This window comes from Streptomyces sp. NPDC019890, from assembly GCF_044903445.1.
In the GTDB taxonomy this organism is placed as follows: Bacteria; Actinomycetota; Actinomycetes; order Streptomycetales; family Streptomycetaceae; genus Streptomyces.
The window spans coordinates 821078-840518 of record NZ_JBJDQK010000003.1; the positions used below are offsets into that span (position 1 = coordinate 821078).

Genomic DNA, 19441 nt, shown 5'->3' on the forward strand with positions numbered 1-19441 from the left:
CTGAGACAGCAGGAGGCCATTCCCATGTACGAGCCGATCCGCACCAAGTCGGTCCATGCGATGGCCGACGATGCCCAGTACCCGCACCGCAGCCGCGAGGAAGAGCTGGACATCCAGCTGGCGGGCCATCTCTCCGCACTGCTCGCCGTCACCGACGAGCTCGGCCTCGGCAAGGCCGCAGAGAGCATCGCGGCCCAGATCGCCCGCCTCCGCGGCACCCCGCCCGTTCGCCAGGCGGGTTTGAGCGGCGCGGACCCTGTGGCCCTGCACCGACGCGCCCTCGCCCTGGCAGGCCGCGCCCTCGTGGTCGCGGCATCCCGCGCCGACACCGCGGCGGCGATCCTCTCCGCCGAACGCATGGACGCGCACACGGCCGCCCTGGCCGAAGCGAGCCTGGTCGGCGCCCCCTGACGGCCCCGGTCCACGGCCGCGGAGGCACGTGGACCGGGTGCCACCCATCTCCCACGTGCCCTGCGTAAACCCCCGGCAGCAACCGCGTGCGCCAAACCCGCGCCAGAACCTGCGTCAAAAGGGTCCGGCCCCCGGAGCCGTGAGGGGGCTCCGGGGGCCGGGGACGCGGCAGACCTTGGGTGACCCCACAGGTCAGGGCGGATGTCGAGTTGGTCCGCCGCGACGTCTTCCAGGTGCTCAGCCGAGCCGGGCGACCAGCGCGCGGTACTCGTCCCACAGCTCCTTCGGCGTGTGGTCACCGAAGGTGTTGAGGTGCTCGGGGATCAGACCGGCCTCCTCGCGCCACACGTCCTTGTCGACCTTGAGCAGGAAGTCGAGGTCCTCCTCGGGCAGTTCGAGGCCGTCCGTGTCGAGCGCCTCGCGCGTCGGCAGGATGCCGATCGGCGTCTCGACGCCCTCGGCCTTGCCCGCCAGGCGCTCCACGATCCACTTCAGCACGCGGCTGTTCTCACCGAAGCCCGGCCACACGAACTTGCCCGCGTCGTTCTTGCGGAACCAGTTCACGTAGTAGATCTTCGGCAGCTTCGACGCATCCGCGTTCTGACCGACCTTGATCCAGTGGGCCATGTAGTCGCCCATGTTGTAGCCGCAGAACGGCAGCATCGCGAACGGGTCGCGGCGCAGCTCGCCGACCTTGCCCTCGGCCGCGGCGGTCTTCTCACTCGCCACGTTCGCGCCGAGGAAGACGCCGTGCTGCCAGTTGAAGGACTCGGTCACCAGCGGGACGGCGGAGGCGCGGCGGCCGCCGAAGAGTATCGCCGAGATCGGCACGCCCTTCGGGTCCTCCCACTCGGGCGCGGCGATCGGGCACTGCGAGGCGGGCACGGTGAAGCGGGCGTTCGGGTGGGCCGCCGGAGTCTCGGACGCCGGGGTCCAGTCGTTGCCCTTCCAGTCCGTGAGGTGGGCCGGGGCCACCTCGGTCATGCCCTCCCACCAGATGTCGTTGTCGTCGGTGAGCGCGACGTTGGTGAAGACGGCGTTGCCCCACAGGGTCTTCATGGCGTTGGCGTTGGTGTGCTCGCCGGTGCCGGGCGCGACGCCGAAGAAGCCGGCCTCGGGGTTGATCGCGTACAGCCGGCCGTCCTCGCCGAAGCGCATCCAGGCGATGTCGTCACCGATGGTCTCGACCGTCCAGCCCGAGATCGTGGGCTCCAGCATGGCGAGGTTGGTCTTGCCGCACGCGGACGGGAAGGCCGCGGCGACGTACTTGGACTCGCCCTGCGGCGGGGTGAGCTTGAGGATCAGCATGTGCTCGGCGAGCCAGCCCTCGTCGCGCGCCATGACGGACGCGATGCGCAGGGCGTAGCACTTCTTGCCGAGCAAGGCGTTGCCGCCGTAGCCCGATCCGTACGACCAGATCTCGCGGGTCTCCGGGAAGTGCGAGATGTACTTGGTCGAGTTGCAGGGCCACGGGACATCGGCCTGGCCCGGCTCCAGCGGAGCACCGAGCGTGTGCACGGCCTTGACGAAGAAGCCGTCGGAGCCGAGCTCCTCGAGGACGGGCTGTCCCATGCGGGTCATCGTCCGCATGGAGACCGCGACATAGGCGGAGTCGGTTATCTCGACACCGATCGCGGACAGGTCGGAGCCCAGCGGGCCCATGCAGAACGGCACGACGTACATCGTGCGACCGCGCATCGAGCCCCGGAAGATGCCCTCCTCACCGGCGAAGATGGCCTTCATCTCCGCGGGGGCCTTCCAGTGGTTCGTCGGGCCCGCGTCCTCCTCCTTCTCGGAGCAGATGAAGGTGCGGTCCTCGACGCGCGCCACGTCGCTCGGGTCGGATGCGGCGTAGTAGGAGTTCGGGCGTTTGATCGGGTCCAGCTTCTTGAACGTGCCCTTTGCGACGAGCTCCTCGCACAGGCGCTCGTACTCGGCCTCGGATCCGTCACACCAGACGACGCTGTCCGGCTGCGTGATTGCTGCGATCTCGTCGACCCAGGAGACGAGCTCCTGGTGGTTGGTGGGAACGGTGCTGGGAGCCGCGATGTCGCGCGCCACGATTGCTCCTAAGTGAGGGATTTGTTGTTTGTTGCCCCGTGGGGGCCGCGACCCGGATGCTTCGTAGCCGCTCATCCGGTGCCGACCACACTCATCTGATCATCCGTGCAGTATGCGCATATGTCCAGAGGACCTCTCACGTGAGCATCACCACTCGCGGGCACGCGAAACTCGGAGGACACTCGGAGATGGCCTGTGCCCGGGACGGTGTCACTGGGCGTGAGACTCGCCGGGAGACTGGCCGGAGGGGCCTGTTACCTACGGCTGCGTAGGTACCATCGCCGTTATGACGTCTGCCGCGCCCGAAGTGACCGAGATAGAGCCCCTGCCGGTGAAACCCCGGCTGCGCGGCTGGCTGCACGCCGGGATGTTCCCCGCCGTACTGGTCGCGGGGCTGACGCTCACGGCGCTGGCCGACTCCACCAAGGCCCGGGTGGCCTGCGCCATCTATGTCTTCACCGCGTGCCTGCTCTTCGGCGTGAGCGCGCTCTACCACCGGGGCAACTGGGGCCCGCGCGGTGAAGCCGTGCTGCGCAGGCTCGACCACGCCAATATCTTTCTGATCATCGCGGGCACCTACACGCCGCTGACGATGCTCCTACTGCCCGATTCCAGCGGCCGGATGCTGCTGTGGGCGGTCTGGGCGGCGGCCGTGGCGGGCATCACCTTCCGGGTCTTCTGGGTCGGCGCACCGCGCTGGCTCTACACCCCCTGCTACATCGCGATGGGCTGGGCCGCTGTCTTCTTCCTGCCCGAGTTCATGCGGGCCGGCGGGATCGCGGTGCTCGTCTGTGTGATCGTCGGTGGGCTGCTCTACAGCGCGGGCGGCGTGATCTACGGAATCAAGCGGCCGAACCCGTCGCCGCGGTGGTTCGGCTTTCACGAGGTCTTCCACTCGCTCACGCTCGCGGCGTTCGTCGTGCACTACGTCGGCATCTCGCTGGTGGCCTACCAGCACTCGTAGGCCTGCGCCGACGGCGCCGGACGTGGCTCACGCGCCGGTCGATGCACGACAATGAGACATTTGGGCCGCCACCACACGTAACCGCTCGCGCGAATCCCCGCCGACGCGAAGCCACAACTGGGCCTGCGCGAGCGCAAGAATTAGGCGGGGCGGGGCGGGGCACGAGGACGACTTGATCGAGCTGGTGGAGCGGGCGCTGACGACGATTGAGGGTGGCAGGAAGCTCTGACCGGGGGGCGGTTTGTTCCCCACCCCGCCCCTTCCCGAACCATGGGCTCCGCCCCTGGACCCTGCGCCTCAATCGCCGGCGGGGCTTGGTTTGCCCGGCCGAGCTTGAAGTTCAGGCCGACCAATCAAGCCCGTCCGGCGATTGAGGACACGCCCGAAGGGCGTCCGGGGGTCCGGGGGCGGAGCCCCCCGTAGAACGCGCGGCGAAGCCAGCGCGCGGGGCCCGGGGCTCGCCCCAGCAGTTCCGCGCCGCGAAGCTGGCGCGGAGGGGTCTGGGGGCTTGCCCCCGGTTACGGGATGGGGGTACCTCCCACGGCCGCCAGGCCGTAAGGGGAGGGCGGGTAGGGGAAACCCGCTACCTCCCCCCGTCCCCCTTTCCGCACGCGACCCCGTCCCCACTCGGGTCCAGCCGCAACGGATCGTCCCTCCCGTTCACCTTCAGCCGGCCGTAGTCATGCGCCTCCAGCCACCCGCACCGCGCCGTCGTCGTCGCCTTCACACCCCGGGGGAAGACCGTCGGGACGCACACCCCGACCGTCCCGTAGTGCCGGTCGCACCCCGCGATCCGCGGGCTCACCGGGGCCGAGCTCCGCTTCTTCAGCCGCGACTTCGGTGCCGAGGAAGGCGCGTCCGCGAAGCTGTGGACGTGCGCCGACGGCGCTTCCGCGGACATCGCCGCCGGGCCCCCGAGGTGCACCCACTGCGCCACCGACGGAATGCCGTTCGCGTCGACCGCGAAGAGCATGTACCAGCCGGGCGGGGCCAGATTCGGATTGCTGGTGACATTGAGGTCGATGTTGTTCCCGTCGACCGTCATCGGCAGATCCACGAACCGCTGGTTGGGGTCGGAGGAATGAGTGACCGCCGCCGGGCGGATCAGCTCCGCCTTGGCGATCGGCCGGTCGACCGTGATCCGCTGGGTGTCTCCGTACGTCCACTGCCCGTCGATCACCGAAGTGATACTCGGCCGAGCGCCCTTGAGGAGATACGGCGGGGTGTAGACCGACACATTGTTGTTGTATGTGCCGTTGCCGGGGTTGTCGCCGACCGCCATCACGCGCCCGTCCGGCAGCAGAAACGCCGAGGAGTGGTACGTACGCGGGATCGGGTCCGTCGCAAGACCCTCCTGGTACGTATTGCTCACCGGGTCGAAGAACGACGCCTCGTACACCGGGTCGGCCCGGTCGTGCAGCCCGCCACCCGTCTCGAAGACCTTGCCGTCGGGCAGCAGCACCGCGGACACGAACATCTTGCCCTCCGCGCCCGTCTGCGGCCGCTTGCCCTGGCCCTGGTCGACCTGGCCCTGCGGCAGCAACGGGCCGTGCACATAGGACGGGTTGGGCACCTTGAGGTCGATGATGTCGGTGAGGCGGTTGGCCGCCGGGTTGGTCTCGTTGTTGCCGCCACCCATCGTCAGCACCCGCTGGTCCTGCGCGGGCGGCAGCAGCACGCTCGCCGACTCGTCCCGCTGGTCCTTGTTCTGCAGGCCGGGCACATCGGTGATGGTGTTCGCGGTGTAGTCGTAGATCGAGGCGCCCGACCCCTGCGTGCCGTTGCCGAAGACATGGCTGCCGGAGTAGAACAGCCGGCCGTCCTGCATCAGGATCATCGACGGGTACAGACCCCAGTACGACCAGGTCTGGTTGACGTCGTACCACGGCAGCCACTTGTTCTGGGCCGCCGAGAACTTCTCGGCCGTCACGTTGCCCGTCGAGTCCTCCTTCAGACCGCCGAAGGAGATGACGTCACCGTTGCCGAGGATGGTCGCCGACGGGTACCAGTGGCCGCCGTTCATGTCGTTCGTCTTCGTGTACGTCTCGGTCGCCGGGTCGAAGGTGTACGAGTCCTTCAGGCCCTGGTAGCCGATTGTGCCGTCGGCGGAGGGATAGCCCTTGTTGCCGCTCATCACCAGCACCCGGCCGTCCTGGAGCTGGACATGGCCCGAGCAGAACATGTCCGCGGGCGTGGGGATCATATGGAAGGCGCCGGTCGCCGGGTCGTAGATCGCCGAGGTGAAGGTGCCCGCGTCGAACTGCGCCTGGTCGTTGCCGGAGCCCGCGATGACGAGCACCTTGCCGTTGCGCAGCACCACGGAGTGCATGGAGCGCACCGGGTTCTTGGCCGTCAGGACGTCCCAGCGGCCCTTGGCGCACTCCTCGGGCGTCGCCGTGCACTGGGGCTCGGGGGCGGGTGCGGACACTTCCTCCATGACGTAGTCGTCGGTGGTGACCGAGCCCGTGCCGTAGACCGAGACGCCCCAGGTGATCTGGTCGGTGCCCGGCGGGATCTCGGGTGTGCGAACCTCGGAGCGCTGGTAACTCGCGCTGATCGGCAGGGTCCTGAGATCCGTCCAGTACTGCCAGCCGGCCGTGACGTCGTGCCGGAAGAGCGTGACCGCGGTGTCGGGGGTGTCGCTCTTGTACCAGAACGACAGGTCGTACTGCTTGTCCGGCTTCACCGTGGGCGCACAGACCGTGTCCTCGGTGATCATCGCCTTGCGGTCGCCGTCGACCCGTCGGGTCAGCGACACCTTCATGGCCTTGGTGCCCGAGTGCGCGTCGGCGACGGTCTCGAAGGTGAAGTCGTTGTCGCCCCAGCCGGACTTCTCCCAGCAGGCGGGCATATCGGCGGTACCTGCCTGCTCGAAGCCGGGGTTGGTGATCAGGTTGGCTCCGGCGGACGCGGGCTGGGGGGCAGATATCAGCAGCGCGGCGGTCATCGCGCCGACGCTCAGCAGCGCGGCTGAACGTCTGCGCCTTCTTCGGATCGTTGGTGGCATGGACAGATCCCTTTCTGTGCTGTCCTCGATCTCCCCGTCCGGCGATCAAGGACGAACCGGCTGCCGGACGGCTCCCGGCAGCCATGCGCGGCCATGTACTAGCGCCGCGCGCTCCCCGCGCGCCGGGTGGTCCGGGAGGTCCGGGTCGTCCCAGCGCCCGACTCCCGCCCCTTGCGCGGCAGATACACCAGCGCCTCCGTCGCCGCGAAGCGCAGTACGAACGTCATCAGCAGCGCCAGCGTGGTCGCCGGCAGCACCGCCAGGCCCAGCTGCCCCACGAACAACGCGATCAGCGGAATCCGCAGCAGCAGATCCGCGTTGGCCAGCAGAGCGAACCGTCCGACCCGGTCCGCCCAGTGCCGGTGCCCGCGGCGGTCCCGGAACAGCAGCACCTCGATGAGGACGAAGTTCCACAGCACGCCGAACTGGTTGGCGACGATCTCGGCCGGCAGATAGTGCATTCCCGCGGCGACCAGCAGATGCAGCCCGAGCAGGTTCGGCAGAAAGCCGGTCAGGCCGATCAGGCCGAAGGCGACCATCCGCGCGACCGGCGACGACGTACGCAGCGCGGCCAGGTGCGACAGGAAGCGCAGCCCTTCCTTCGCCGTCGACTTGGACTCGCCCGCGAACCTCTCCTGGAAGACGAACGGCACCTCGGCGACCGTCTCCGGACGGCAGCGCACCGCCAGCTCCAGCAGGATCTTGTAGCCGAGCGGCTTCAGCGTCTCGGCGGTCACCGCGCTGCGCCGGATCGCGAAGAACCCGCTCATCGGGTCGCTGATGCCACGCAGCCGGCGCGGGAAGAGCGCCTTCGTCAGCCAGGTCGCGCCGCGCGACACGGCGATGCGGTAGCCGCCCGCGAGGCCTTCGCGGCTGCCGCCGCGTATGTAGCGGCTGGCGACCACGAGGTCGGCGCCCGCGCGCTCCCCCGCCCCGACCAGCTCCGGCACCAGCGCGGGCGGATGCTGGAGGTCACCGTCCATGACGACGATCCAGTCGGAGCCCGCTCTCTTCAGACCCTCGACGACCGCGCCGCCGAGTCCGCCGACCGGGGTCTCGCGATGCAGCACGGCGACGGGAAAGGGGCAGTCCTGCGCGGCGTCGCGGATCACCTCCGGGGTGTCGTCCGTGGAGTCGTCGACGAAGACGACCTCGCACGGCAGCCGGGACGGCACCGACTCGGTGAGCTGGCGCAGCAACTCCCGAATGTTTCCGGACTCGTTGAAGGTCGGGACGATGATGGTGACAGCGCCGGGCTCGGCGAGCTCGGCAGCGTTGAGGTCCGGATCCCCGAGTTCCTCGGCGCCGGTACGGGGTGTGGTCATCGCTCGCCTCCGGCGATCCGGCGGATCTCGATCCGGTCCTCGCCGCCGCCGAAGACGGCGACGGGCTTCGAATGCTCAAGGGCAGACTTGACGTTGGGCAGGTTCACCGCGTCGCGGCGGACGGTCGGGGACGAGACGACATAGTCGAGGTCCCGCCAGCCGCGGGGCATCGTCTTCGTCACGGCGGGGTCGAGGTCGGCCTTGTAGAACCAGATCGCGCCGGTGCCGGGCTTGTACCCGTCGTGCACGAGGTCCAGCCAGAGCGCGTCGTCGACGAGCACCCTGGTGGCTGCGGGGTCGGCGACCTCGTCCTGGAGCCAGGAGGCGGCGGCGCGGTAGGGGCCGTTGGCGTCGACGGTGAGGGCGTCGCGGTTGCCGGTGTACCACCGGGGCACGACGTACGCGGCGGCGACAACGGCGAGCACGACGGCCACGCCGACCCTTGCCGGGGCTCCGCCCCGGATCTCACTCCTCAAACGCCGGAGGGGCTTGTTTCCGGGGGCTCCGCCCCCGGACCCGCCCCCTACGCCCTGCGGGCGTGGGGGGACCCCCAGCTCCTCAATCGCCGGAGGGGCTCCATGTCGCCACAGCACCGCATGCGCCACACTCGCCGCGCCACCCGCCAGCACCAACGCCAGGAACGGCAGCGCCTGAATCACGTACATCGCCGGCAGATAGCCCGTCGGCCGCATCGCCACGAGCGCGAGGATCCCCACCGCCAGCGCCGGGCCGGCCAGTGCCCGTGCGGTCACCGACCAGCGCAGGGTGATCAGCAGCAGCGCCGCGCCCGCGAGGCCGCCGAGCGGCAGCACCCTGTCGTAGTACAGCCAGGACCGCAGCACCCCGTGCGAGCCGGAGCCCGCGTCGAAGATGGAACCCGAGCCCTCGCGACCCATCTGGTACGTGATGCCGTCGATCAGCGACACATGGCCGGGACCGGGGAACAGCTCATTGTTGAGCAGCGCGAAGAGCGGATACGACAGCCCTATCAGCGCGCATGCCGTGATCGCGCCGGTGACGGCGAACTTACGGGTGTCGCGATGGCTGTGCCGCCACATCGTCACCAGCAGCGCGGGCAGCACCACCAGCATCGTCTCCTTGGTGAGCACGGACGTCGCGGCGGCGAGTCCCGCGGCGAAGTGGTGCCACAGATGACGGCTCGGCGACGCGGCCAGGCAGAACGCCAGCAGCATCCACATCACGGCGATGTTGTCGAGGAAGATCTCGCGCTGGAGCACCACGGAGAGCGGCGAGAGCCCGAAGAGCACCATGGCAAGACCGGCGGCCCAGCGCGGCAGGAAGAGCCGGCGCGCCAGCACGTACAGCAGCACCGCGCACGCCGCGCTGACCAGCAGCATCGCGAAGCGCATCGACGCCACGTTCATCGAGTCGGGCGCGATCAGGGACGGTATCCAGGTGAGCCCGGCTATCTGTATCCAGCCGAGCGGCGGATGGTCGTACCAGTACGTGTAGTGCGCGAGCCCGTCGCCCTGCTGGACCGCCCAGGCCTGGGCGAGATACGTGCCCTCGTCGTCGCTGAGGTTCGGGAAGTTCGTGATGTTCCAGCCCTGGACGAGCAGGATCGCGGCCAGCAGGCCGAAGCAGAGCAGCAGATCGGGCCGGGAGCGGCGGAAGCGTATGACGGGCCGGACATGCACGGGCACCGTCGGGCGGGGATCCGGGGCGACGGCCGGCGTGGCGGTGTCGGGAGCCGGGGGCAGGGTCGTGGTCACCGGCGGACGTCCTCTCGGGTCTCGGTGAGATGCGCGCCTACATGGCTGGTGAGCTCCCACTCGTTGCGCCCCCGCTGCTCCCGCCAGACCGCGCGCACCGCGGCACCGGCCAGGAGCACCTGGTAGAAGGGACCGCCGACGATGAGCTTGAGGTAGTGGACGAAGCGGACGCGAAGGCCGTACTGCACACCGAAGTCGTGCAGCCCGACGACCTCGAAGACGAAGGTGACCATCGCCGTGATCAGCGGCAGGAAGGTCACGATGGCGATGCCGACGGGGACGTCGAGGAAGAGCGCGATGGCTGCGTTGAGCGGGATGATCACACCGGAGAATGCCTGCAGGAAGGGCGTCATCAGGGTGTAGCGGGCGAGCAACCGCTGACCGCGGCCCGGGAGTTGTTTCCAGTCCTTCTTCCGGTAGACCTGCAGGAAACCCTGGTTCCAGCGGGTGCGCTGCTTGAGCAGGCTCATCAGTGTGCCGGGGGTCTCCTCGCGGGTGACCATGTCGCTGTCGTACGCGACGACGACCCTCTTGCCGACGGACGAGAGCCGTACGCCCAGGTCGCAGTCCTCGGCGAGGCAGTTCGGGTCCCAGCCGCCGGCCTCGCGCAGGACAGTCGTACGCACGAAGACGGTGTTGCCGCCGAGCGGGATGAAGCCCTTCTGCGCGTGCAGATGAAGCCTGCTGCGGAACCAGAAGAAGTACTCCAGGCAGTTGCGCAGGCTGTACCAGCTGGAGTGGAAGTTGATCAGCTGGACCCCGCCCTGGACGACGTCCGCGCCGGTGGAGGTGAAGGCGTGGTCGACATGGGCGAGCAGTTCGGGGTGGACCTGGTCCTCGGCGTCGAAGACGCCCACGATGTCGCCGCGGCAGCGCGGGAGGGCGGTGTTGAGGGCCTTGGGCTTGTTCTTCGACTCATGGGTGTCGGTGACGACCCGCACCCGGATCGGGTCGCGCTCCGCCGCCCGCTCGGCGACCGCTGCGGTCTCCGGGTCGTCGTGGCCGACGATCACGATGATCTCGTAGTTGGTGTGGCTGGATTCCAGCAGCCGCTCGATGGTGTGCTCCAGTACCGCCTGCTCGTGGCGGGCGGGCAGCAGCAGCGAAAAAGAGAGCCCGGTCCCGCCGTCGGGACGGTCGAAGCGGGTCGAAGCGAGCGTCTCGGGCGTACGCCAGGCATGCATCTGCCACCACAGCGTAAACGCCGCCATCCAGAACAAAGCCATCGAAATGGCAACGACGAACACCGATATGAGCACCGAAGGGTCCCCCCTTGGAACTGTGCCCCGGCGACAGGACCCCCCTGGCCGGCAGCACACTTTGTGCAGCTTCGGGCGTGGCACTCCCCAGTGCCGCCGCCCGGCTACTCCTCGAGCGCGAACCTAGCCGCGGAACGTTAAACTCCGGTGCTCGCCCGATAACAAGTGATGTATTTCCGCCACTTGGCGAGTTTCCGGCACGTACACATCTGTCCGTGCTGTGTCGGCCCGGGCACTGCCGCGGGGCTGGGGGGTGTCTTTTGGATCAGGCCGGATCAGTGAGCGGGGTCTGGCGATGGGGGCACCTCCCGTGCCCGAAGGGCTACGGGGGAGCATCGCAAGGCGGAGGATGGGGGTCCCCCCGCCGAAGGCAGGGGGAGAGTCCATGCGGAGCATCGGCGACTGACGACAACGCAGCGTGGGGGTACCTCCCGTGCCCGAAGGGCTACGGGGGAGTGCCGTGCCAGGGCACGCGAGCCCGGCAAGATCCGAAAGACACCCCCCTAGCCGCCCAGTTGCTCGGCGAGCTCCGCCGGATCCGTCGTGGGCATCCGGCAGGCGAAGTTCCTGCACACATACGCCGCGGGGCTGCCGTCCACCAGGGTGCGTCCCCGCAGCAGCGGGAACTCCTCGCTGTCCGGCTCGCCGACCGCGACGACCGCGCCCGGGGCCTTGGCCAGCAGCGCCGAACGGTGCAGCTCCCGGGTCTTTGTATGCACTTCGGCTCCCCAGGGGCCGGCCACCGCCACCTCGCGCGGCCCGTCGAGCAGCGCCTCGGCGACCGCGAGCCCCCAGCCGATGAAGCGCGGGGCCCGCGGGCCGAGCGCCTTCACCACGCCCAACGCGCCCTCGGCAGCGGCGCGATGGGCCTCCGAGCCTGTGTGCGCGGCGTACGAGAGCAGCGCACCGGCGGCCGCCGTCCAGCCGGACGGGGTGGCGCTGTCCGTCGGGTCCTGCGGGCGGCGGATCAGCTGCTCGGCGTCGTGTGCCGTGTCGTACAGAGCCCCGCCCTCGCCGACGAACTGGTCGATGACGGTGTCGAGGAGGAGGCCCGCGAACTCCAGCCACACACCCTCGCCGGTCACGCCCGCGAGCGCCAGGAAGCCCTCCGCGACATTCGCGTAGTCCTCCAACACGCCTGAGTGTGCGCCCACTTGGCCGTCCTTGGAGGTACGGGCGAGGCGCGCCCCCGTATCCATGTGGAGGCGCACCAGGAGATCTGCCGCCTCGGTCGCCCGTTCGAGCAGATCCGGCCGTTCGAAGTACGCGCCGGCCTCGGCCAGGGCCGCGATCGCCAGGCCGTTCCACGCGGCGACGACCTTGTCGTCCCGGCCGGGCCTGGCCCGCCGCTCCCGCGCGGCGAGCAGACGGCGCTTGATCGCCGGATCGGCTTCGCCGTCCGGGAGTTGCAGGACCGATGCGCCTTCCTCGAAGGTGCCCTCCTCCGTCACCCCGAAGCGCTCGGCGGCCAGCCGCCCGTCCTCGTCCCCCAGCACGTCGCTCAGCTGCTGAGGCGTCCAGACATAGAAGGCACCCTCGACATGCTTGCCCGCAACTCCCCCAGAGCCTTCGGCCGGGGGGTGCCCCCATCCGTCTCCGACGGCACTGTCCGCGTCGAGCGCCGACGCGAACCCGCCCTCGGGCGTGCGCAGCTCCCGCACCATGAAGTCCGCTGTCTCCAGCGCCACCCGTCGGGCCAGCTCCGATCCGGTGGCCCGCCACAGATGCGCGTACACCCGGCACAGCAGCGCATTGTCGTAGAGCATCTTCTCGAAGTGCGGCACCACCCACTCGCGGTCCACCGAGTACCGCGCGAAACCGCCGCCGAGCTGGTCGTAGATCCCGCCGCGTGCCATGGCCTCGCAGGTTTCGGCGGCCATCTGCAGCGCACCGTCGGCCCCCGTGCGGGCATGGTGCCGCAGCAGGAACTCGATCGCCATGGACGGCGGGAACTTGGGCGCCCCGCCGAAGCCGCCGTGCCGCTCGTCGTACTCCCTCGTCAGCCCGAGCAGCGCCTGCGCCAGCTCCTCCTCGCCGGGCACCCCTTCCCCGCCGTACGCGAGCGAGCGCCCCGCCAGATCCCGGACGATCTTCCCGGCCACCTCGCCGACCTCGTCACGCCGCTCGGTCCAGGCGCCCACGACCCCTTCGAGGATCTGCCGGAAGGAGGCCATGCCGTGCCGGGGCTCGGGCGGGAAGTACGTACCGAAGTAGAAGGGCTCGCCGTCCGCGGTGAGAAAGACGGTCATCGGCCAGCCGCCCTGCCCGGTGGCCGCCTGCACGGCCTCCATGTATACGGCGTCGACGTCGGGCCGCTCCTCACGGTCGACCTTGACCGGAACGAAGTGCTCGTTCAGATACTCGGCGGTCGCCTCGTCCTCGAAGGACTCGTGCGCCATGACGTGGCACCAGTGACAGCTCGAATACCCGACGCTGAGCAGCACCGGCACACCCCGCCTGCGCGCCTCCTCGAAGGCCTCGTCCGACCATGGCCACCAGTCGACCGGGTTGTCGGCGTGCTGCAGGAGGTAGGGGGAAGTCTCATGAGCGAGGCGGTTCGGCATACCTCAATCTTTGCGCACACGGCGAAGGCACGCGCATGCGCCACGGTGGTGACACACGGTGGAACCGGAGCCACGTTCAGTGAGGGGTCGCGCCTGCGGACGCGCCGCCCGCCGCGCGGACCACCGGGCAGCCGGAATGACCGGGCCGTACCGAGCTGAAACGTGTACTCGCCTGCCAGAAAGCGCACTTCGGGCCCGGGCACCCCAGGACCCTCGACACGCTCGCCGCACTGCCGTCCCTTGTGGCTCCCTCGCGCTGAAGCCCCGTACGCAGGACACTTGACGCCGGTACGGAACCGGAACCGGAACCGAACCGTACGGAAACCGGAACTCTCAGAGGGGGACGCACATGCGGGACAGCCATCGGGCGGAAGCCGAGCGGCTGTTGGTACGCGCCGTCGAGGAAGAGGTACGGCGTTCGGGAGGGCGGTCGGACTCGGGTGTGCTGCTGGCACGCGGGCGGGCAGCCCTGGACAGCATGGCGGCGAGTGCGGGCGAGGAGTACGCCGCGTACGAGCAGGCATTGGCGGAGGCGGAGGCCGGGCAGCAGCCACTGTCCGCGCAGTTCAACCGGCAGAACATAGCAACACCCGTGCTGGTGACGGCCATTGCCGCGGCCGCCGCGATCGGCGCGGACCTGGCGCTGGGCACGGCCGCGGGCACCGCGATCGGCGCCGGAGCCGTCGTCGCCGTCGCCGGGGCCGCGACCACCGTCGCCAAGGTGACCGCCTCGCACTGGCCGGCCGCGCACCGCCGCGCCGGGGCCCTCGGGCAGCCGGGCGGCGCCGAGCAGCTGCGCCTGCAGTGGCTGACCGCGCTGGAGGTACGGGGCATCCGCCCGTTCCTGGACCAGCAGCGGATGCTGGCATCGACGACGCGTACAGCGACGAAGAAGGCGGCCGCGGCGCCGCAGCTGCGGGGCACCGACCGGAGCGCGGCGGCCCGCAGGCGCTCCGTGCTCGAGCAGTCCTTCGGGCATCTGCCGGACCCGGAAGGGCCGTTCGCGGGCCGGCGGGACGAGATGACGCAGATCGCGCAGTGGGTGCACGCGGCCCGCGCGTCGACCGAGACGAAGCCGACGATCGTGGTGCTGTACGGCGAGCCGGGCTCGGGCCGCACCACGCTCGCGGTGCGTGCCTCGCACCACCTCAGGGACCAGTTCCGCGGCGCGTGCATCGTCGATCTGCGCGGCGACGGCGACCAGCCGCTCTCCACACGGGACGCCCTGCTGCACCTGCTGAACCGTCTCGGCGCACCGCGCGAGCAGCTGCTGTTCCGAGAGCGGTCCTCGGCCGAGCAGCAGGTGCGGCGGCTGAGCGAGCTCTACCACCAGCATCTGACCGGACTGCCGGTGACGGTGGTCCTGGACGACGCGAGCGACCCGGCGCAGGTGCGCACCCTGGTGCCGGAGCGCTCGGACAGTCTGGTGCTGGTGACCGCGCGCGGGCCGCTCGACCTGCCGGACGACATTCCGGCGTGGGTGCACCAGCTGCCGGTCGACGCGCTGGACCCGGCGGGCGCCGAAGAGCTGCTGCGGGCCTCGGCCGAGGAGTCCTCGTCCGGTCCGTACGACGCCCAGTCGGCCGACGCCGTACGGGAGTTGTGCGGCGGGCTGCCGCTCGCGCTGCGTATCGCCGGCTCCTCGCTCGGCCCTCGCACCGCGCACCAGCTGGCGGCCGACCTGGGCGCCTACGGTCCGGTGGACCCGGTCGAGCGTGCGCTGTGGCTGCGCTACACGGACCAGCCCGAGCAGGCGCGCCGGCTGCTCCGTCGGCTCGCGCTGGCCGGACGGGCCTCGCTGGGCGCGGCCGCCGCGGCGGCCCTGCTGTCCACGGACGAGCAGGAGTCCGAGCGGCTGCTGACAGACCTGGCCGGGGCGGGCCTGATCGACCATGTACGGGCCAGCCGCTACCGGCTGCACGACGTCGTACGGTCCTTCGCCCGGGCCAGGCTCCTCGACGAGGAGGAGCCCGCCGAGCGCACGGCCGCACAGGAGCGGCTCATCCAGAACTACGCGGATCTGGCCGGGGCCGTGATCCGCATGGTGGACGGCAAGATGTCCACGCGCGCCGGCCAGTTCGGGGCGCACGGCTTCCCCTCGCTGGACGCGGCACTGCGCTGGCTGGACGACGAGTCGAGCTTCATCACCTCGGCACTGCGGTACGCGGAGGGCGTGGACCAGCAGACCGTGCTCAATCTGCTGGGCGCACTGTGCGACTACTGCCTGCTGCGCGGCGACCTGTACCGCCTCGGTGAGATCAGCGAGCTCTCGCAGGCCGTGGACCAGGGGCTGCTGGAGCGGTCCGTCCGCTGGCGTACCGGAATCGCGGCCCGCCAGCTCGGCGAGCTCGACAAGGCCCGTACGACCCTGTCGTCCGTCGTCGGCCTCTACCGCGAGGCGCAGAACGACTCGGGCACCGCGCTCGCGCTCTGCTCGCTCGGCATCACGCTGCACCACCAGGGCAATCTGACCGAGGCCGCGGCGAAGCTGCACGAGGCGATCGAGCTGCAGTCCTCGGACGAGCAGGCCGAGGACCGCGCGTGGTCGCTGCACGCGCTGGCGGCGGTGGAGCGCGACCGGGCCAATCTCAAGGAGGCGCTGACCCTGCTGGCAACGGCGCTGACGCTGCACCGGGAGGGCGAGTCGCTGCACGGCGAGGCGTGGACGCACTTCCAGCTGGGCCAGGTGTGCCTGCGCATGGGCGATGTCCCGCGCGCGGAGTCGGAGCTCCACACCGCCCTGGATCTGTACGGCCGCACCCGTGACGGCCGCGGCGAGGCCTGGGCGCTGACCCAGCTGGCCCGCGCGCGGCTGGTGGACGGCGATCCGGCACCGGCGGTGGACCAGCTGCGCCAGGCCCTGTCCCGGCACCGGGACAACGAGGACGCGCGCGGCGAGGCCTGGACGCTGTACTACCTGGGCCAGGCGCTGGAGGAGAGCGGGGACCGCGACCAGGCGGTACGGGAGCTGGAGCGGGCCCGCACGATGTTCTCCCGGATGCGCGACGTCTACGGCCTGGCGTGCGCCCGCCACCACTCGGGCCGGGTCACCCGCGACCAGCGCGCGGAACAGACCGGCAATCTGCGCAATTCCGGCTTCGCCCGCCAGCTTCTGGTGGACGCCCGCGCCGACTTCCACCGCATCGGGGTGGCCCACGGAGAGGCCTGGACCTGTCTGGAGCTGGCCCTGATCGACGCGGGGAACAACCGCCCGGCGCAGGCGCTGACGCTGTGCGACGAGGCGGTGGAACTGTTCGCCTCGTACGAGGACGACCGCGGCGCCGACTGGGCCCGCTTCCTGCGCTGCACCCTGCTGCCGTACGCGTCCCCGGGCGGTATCGACGTCGGCACGGTGGTGGCCCAGGAGGAGCTCACCCGGCTGATGGAGCGGCCGCACCCGTCACGCGACGGCAAGCTGGAGGACTGCGCGGAGGCGCTCGCGGTGATGCTGGAACGCGGCGTCCGTCTGGAGGACGGCTGGCAGGCCTGGCACCTGGGGATGGTCCCGAACCGCCATGCGCGGGAGGTGATGGGCGTCCCGGTGGCCGCGACGACCTAGCACCCCGCCGGGGCTCCGCCCCGGACCTCACGCCTCAATCGCCGACGGGGCTGGAAAATCCAGCCCGTCCGGCGATTGAGGACTGGGGATCCAGGGGGCGAAGCCCCCTGGATACGGGAAAGGGCGGGGTGGCGGAACAAGCCCCGGGTTCAGGCCGACGCGGGGCCGGCCTCCCGCTTGCCGTCCACCGACGCAGGCTTCGCCTCCCCGTCGGGCGCCTCTTCGAAGTTCACCCTCCCCATGTGCCGGTTCATCGACTTCATCAGCAGCCAGACCCCCACGGCCAGCGCCGCGAAGACGATGAAGCCGAGGACGCCGGGCGTCACCTTGTCGTTGTCGATCTCCTTGGCCAGAGGGACCAGGTGCGTCGTCAGTGCCAGGCTCGCGCTCATATCAGGCATTCTCGCGTACGCCCGCGAAGAGGTCGTCCTCGGGGAGGGAGGTATCGACCAGAGACTTGGCGAGCTCGTACTCCTCCGTCGGCCAGACCTTCTTCTGGATCTCCATCGGGACGCGGAACCAGCCGCCGTCGGGGTCGATCTGCGTCGCGTGCGCGATCAGCGCCTTGTCGCGGATCTCGAAGAAGTCGGCGCACGGAACGTACGTGGTCAGCGTGCGCTCGGCGCGCTGGAACTCCTTCCAGCGCTCCAGCCACTCCCCGTACGGGGACTCCATGCCGCGCTCCAGCAGCGCCTCGTGCAGCGCGACCGTACGCGGACGGTTGAAGCCCTGGTTGTAGTAGAGCTTCAGCGGCTGCCAGACCGGGCCGAACTCCGACTCCGGGAACCTCTCGGCGTCCCCCGCGCCGTCGAAGGCCACCATCGAGATCTTGTGGGTCATGATGTGGTCGGGGTGGGGGTAGCCGCCGTTCTCGTCGTACGTCGTGACGACCTGCGGGCGGAAGGCGCGGATGGACCTCACCAGACGGCCGGCGGCCTCCTCGACGTCCTCGAGCGCGAAGCAGCCCTCGGGCAGCGGAGGCAGCGGATCGCCCTCGGGCAGGCCGGAGTCGACGAAGCCGAGCCACTCCTGGCTGACGCCCAGGATCTCGCGTGCCTCGTCCATCTCCTTCTTGCGCACTTCGTGGATGTGCTCCTCGATGTACGCGTCACCCTGGAGCTTGGGATTGAGGATGGAGCCGCGCTCGCCTCCCGTGCAGGTCACAACCAGCACGTCCACCCCCTCGGACACGTACTTGGCCATCGTGGCCGCGCCCTTGCTCGACTCGTCGTCGGGGTGGGCGTGAACGGCCATCAGTCGCAGCTGCTCAGTCAAGACTCGATCCTCAGTGATTCGTCGCGTGATACCGGTGCCGTCCGGAGAGACATCGATGTGGGGCGGCGGTCGGGTGACGGGCGGGCGGCTTCTATAGTGACCGAATAGGGGGACGGAAAATTCCGCAGCCCCCGCCGAGAGGAATTGACATGACCGCGCTGCGCGACGACGTCCCCACGGGCCGTTACGGCAGCTCCGCGGATGAGAGCGCCGACCGCAAGCTCAAGATCGTCGGCGCGTGCCTCGGTGCGGTGTTCCTCGGGGTGATCGGCTGGTTCGGTTACGACTACATCGCCGGGCAGCAGATCAGCGCCGAAGTGATCAAGTTCGAGGTCACTTCCGACACCGAGGTACAGGTGCACCTGGAGGTGCGCAAGGACGCGGACGCCACCGGCACCTGCACACTGCGCAGCCGCGCCGAGAACGGCGACGAGGTGGCCAGGCTCGACGTGCCCGTCGGGCAGCGCGGCGAGACGCGCATCGACCAGGTTGTGAAGGTCCGTACAAAGGCGCGCGCGACCAGCGCCGAGCTCGTGGAATGCACCGCCCACTGAGGCTACAGACTCACGGCGGGTCTCGGCGCTGACCTGCGATGACGTAATTCTCATGGCTTTCGTCCTCCCCCTTCCGCCACGAAATTGTTAGGCTCGTGGTTTCGCCCATCCATGGAGGCACATCCTTCTGGGTAGGGCGATGCTTTGTATTCCCAGTACCTACGAGGAGCACCTGTGACCCAGACCAGCGAGAACGTCACCTGGCTCACCCAGGAGGCGTACAACCAGCTCAAGGCCGAGCTGGAGTACCTGTCTGGTCCCGCGCGCACGGAGATCGCCAAGAAGATCGAGGCGGCCCGTGAGGAGGGCGACCTGCGGGAGAACGGCGGGTACCACGCGGCCAAGGAGGAGCAGGGCAAGCAGGAGCTCCGTGTGCGCCAGCTGACCCAGCTCCTGGAGAAGGCCAAGGTCGGCGAGGCCCCCGCGGACAACGGCGTGGTCGAGCCCGGCATGGTCGTGACGATCGCCTTCGACGGCGACCCCGACGACACCCTGACGTTCCTGATGGCCTCGCGCGAGTACGCGAGCGCGGACATCGAGACGTACTCCCCGCAGTCCCCGCTGGGGGCCGGCGTGAACGGCAAGAAGGTGGGCGAGGACGCGGACTACGAGCTGCCGAACGGCAGGACGGCCTCGGTGAAGATCCTCGACGCCAAGCCGTACACGGGCTGAGCCCGCCACCGGACAGCGCGAAGCCCCCGGCATGAGTCGACGAGTCGATATGCCGGG

At 69.8% G+C, this 19441-nt stretch carries 13 protein-coding genes; 5 read left to right on the plus strand and 8 right to left on the minus strand.

Annotated features, from left to right (window positions below; all coding sequences use genetic code 11):
* Nucleotides 1–24 precede the first annotated feature (24 nt).
* Entirely contained in the window at nt 25–411 is a 387-nt protein-coding gene (locus tag ACI2LP_RS12115) for a hypothetical protein (RefSeq protein ID WP_404724395.1), read from the plus strand.
* A 237-nt stretch (nt 412–648) separates the two neighbouring features.
* Here the strand turns inward: ACI2LP_RS12115 and ACI2LP_RS12120 are convergent, their stop codons facing one another.
* Complete coding sequence (locus ACI2LP_RS12120; protein WP_404724396.1) at nt 649–2472, minus strand: phosphoenolpyruvate carboxykinase (GTP); 1824 nt, start codon at nt 2470–2472, stop codon at nt 649–651.
* Between the two features lie 286 nt (nt 2473–2758).
* Here ACI2LP_RS12120 and ACI2LP_RS12125 point away from each other — a divergent pair, with 286 nt between their 5' ends.
* The gene (locus ACI2LP_RS12125) at nt 2759–3436 is read left to right on the plus strand and encodes a hemolysin III family protein (RefSeq protein WP_404724397.1); all 678 of its coding nucleotides are present in this window, start codon (nt 2759–2761) and stop codon (nt 3434–3436) included.
* Nucleotides 3437–4019: 583 nt separating this feature from the next.
* Here the strand turns inward: ACI2LP_RS12125 and ACI2LP_RS12130 are convergent.
* The 5 genes from ACI2LP_RS12130 to ACI2LP_RS12150 form a co-directional block, all read right to left on the minus strand.
* Nucleotides 4020–6443, minus strand: coding sequence for a galactose oxidase-like domain-containing protein (locus ACI2LP_RS12130; protein ID WP_404724398.1), 2424 nt, complete (start codon nt 6441–6443; stop codon nt 4020–4022).
* A 98-nt stretch (nt 6444–6541) separates the two neighbouring features.
* The gene (locus ACI2LP_RS12135) at nt 6542–7768 is read right to left on the minus strand and encodes a glycosyltransferase (protein WP_404724399.1); all 1227 of its coding nucleotides are present in this window, start codon (nt 7766–7768) and stop codon (nt 6542–6544) included.
* A complete protein-coding gene (locus ACI2LP_RS12140) occupies nt 7765–9501 on the minus strand; it encodes an ArnT family glycosyltransferase (protein ID WP_404724400.1) in 1737 nt (578 codons plus the stop codon). The genes ACI2LP_RS12135 and ACI2LP_RS12140 overlap by 4 nt, the downstream gene beginning before the upstream one ends.
* The gene (locus ACI2LP_RS12145; RefSeq protein ID WP_404724401.1) at nt 9498–10727 is read right to left on the minus strand and encodes a glycosyltransferase; all 1230 of its coding nucleotides are present in this window, start codon (nt 10725–10727) and stop codon (nt 9498–9500) included. The genes ACI2LP_RS12140 and ACI2LP_RS12145 overlap by 4 nt, the downstream gene beginning before the upstream one ends.
* A gap of 536 nt (nt 10728–11263) precedes the next feature.
* Complete coding sequence (locus tag ACI2LP_RS12150; RefSeq protein ID WP_404724402.1) at nt 11264–13324, minus strand: thioredoxin domain-containing protein; 2061 nt, start codon at nt 13322–13324, stop codon at nt 11264–11266.
* A gap of 349 nt (nt 13325–13673) precedes the next feature.
* Here ACI2LP_RS12150 and ACI2LP_RS12155 point away from each other — a divergent pair, with 349 nt between their 5' ends.
* A complete protein-coding gene (locus ACI2LP_RS12155; protein ID WP_404724403.1) occupies nt 13674–16883 on the plus strand; it encodes a tetratricopeptide repeat protein in 3210 nt (1069 codons plus the stop codon).
* A 149-nt stretch (nt 16884–17032) separates the two neighbouring features.
* On the opposite strand, the gene ACI2LP_RS12160 is transcribed toward ACI2LP_RS12155, so the two are convergent.
* Both ACI2LP_RS12160 and mca read right to left on the minus strand, forming a co-directional pair.
* The gene (locus ACI2LP_RS12160) at nt 17033–17284 is read right to left on the minus strand and encodes a hypothetical protein (protein ID WP_360878391.1); all 252 of its coding nucleotides are present in this window, start codon (nt 17282–17284) and stop codon (nt 17033–17035) included.
* A complete protein-coding gene (mca, locus tag ACI2LP_RS12165) occupies nt 17277–18158 on the minus strand; it encodes a mycothiol conjugate amidase Mca (RefSeq protein ID WP_404724404.1) in 882 nt (293 codons plus the stop codon). The genes ACI2LP_RS12160 and mca overlap by 8 nt, the downstream gene beginning before the upstream one ends.
* 149 nt (nt 18159–18307) lie before the next feature.
* On the opposite strand from mca, the gene ACI2LP_RS12170 reads away from it, so the two are divergent.
* Together ACI2LP_RS12170 and greA are read left to right on the plus strand one after the other, a co-directional pair.
* A complete protein-coding gene (locus ACI2LP_RS12170; RefSeq protein WP_404724405.1) occupies nt 18308–18712 on the plus strand; it encodes a DUF4307 domain-containing protein in 405 nt (134 codons plus the stop codon).
* A gap of 174 nt (nt 18713–18886) precedes the next feature.
* On the plus strand, nt 18887–19384 hold the full coding sequence (gene greA / locus ACI2LP_RS12175) for a transcription elongation factor GreA (protein WP_404724406.1): 498 nt from the start codon (nt 18887–18889) through the stop codon (nt 19382–19384).
* The last annotated feature ends 57 nt before the right edge of the window (nt 19385–19441 follow it).

Bases quoted from the DNA above. Each gene is read 5' to 3' on its own strand.
- ACI2LP_RS12115 (WP_404724395.1), top strand. From the start codon at position 25: ATGTACGAGCCGATCCGCACCAAGTCGGTCCATGCGATGGCCGACGAT.
- ACI2LP_RS12125 (WP_404724397.1), top strand. From the start codon at position 2,759: ATGACGTCTGCCGCGCCCGAAGTGACCGAGATAGAGCCCCTGCCGGTG.
- ACI2LP_RS12130 (WP_404724398.1), bottom strand. From the start codon at position 6,443: ATGCCACCAACGATCCGAAGAAGGCGCAGACGTTCAGCCGCGCTGCTG.
- ACI2LP_RS12135 (WP_404724399.1), bottom strand. From the start codon at position 7,768: ATGACCACACCCCGTACCGGCGCCGAGGAACTCGGGGATCCGGACCTC.
- ACI2LP_RS12145 (WP_404724401.1), bottom strand. From the start codon at position 10,727: ATGGCTTTGTTCTGGATGGCGGCGTTTACGCTGTGGTGGCAGATGCAT.
- ACI2LP_RS12150 (WP_404724402.1), bottom strand. From the start codon at position 13,324: ATGCCGAACCGCCTCGCTCATGAGACTTCCCCCTACCTCCTGCAGCAC.
- ACI2LP_RS12155 (WP_404724403.1), top strand. From the start codon at position 13,674: ATGCGGGACAGCCATCGGGCGGAAGCCGAGCGGCTGTTGGTACGCGCC.
- ACI2LP_RS12160 (WP_360878391.1), bottom strand. From the start codon at position 17,284: ATGCCTGATATGAGCGCGAGCCTGGCACTGACGACGCACCTGGTCCCT.
- ACI2LP_RS12170 (WP_404724405.1), top strand. From the start codon at position 18,308: ATGACCGCGCTGCGCGACGACGTCCCCACGGGCCGTTACGGCAGCTCC.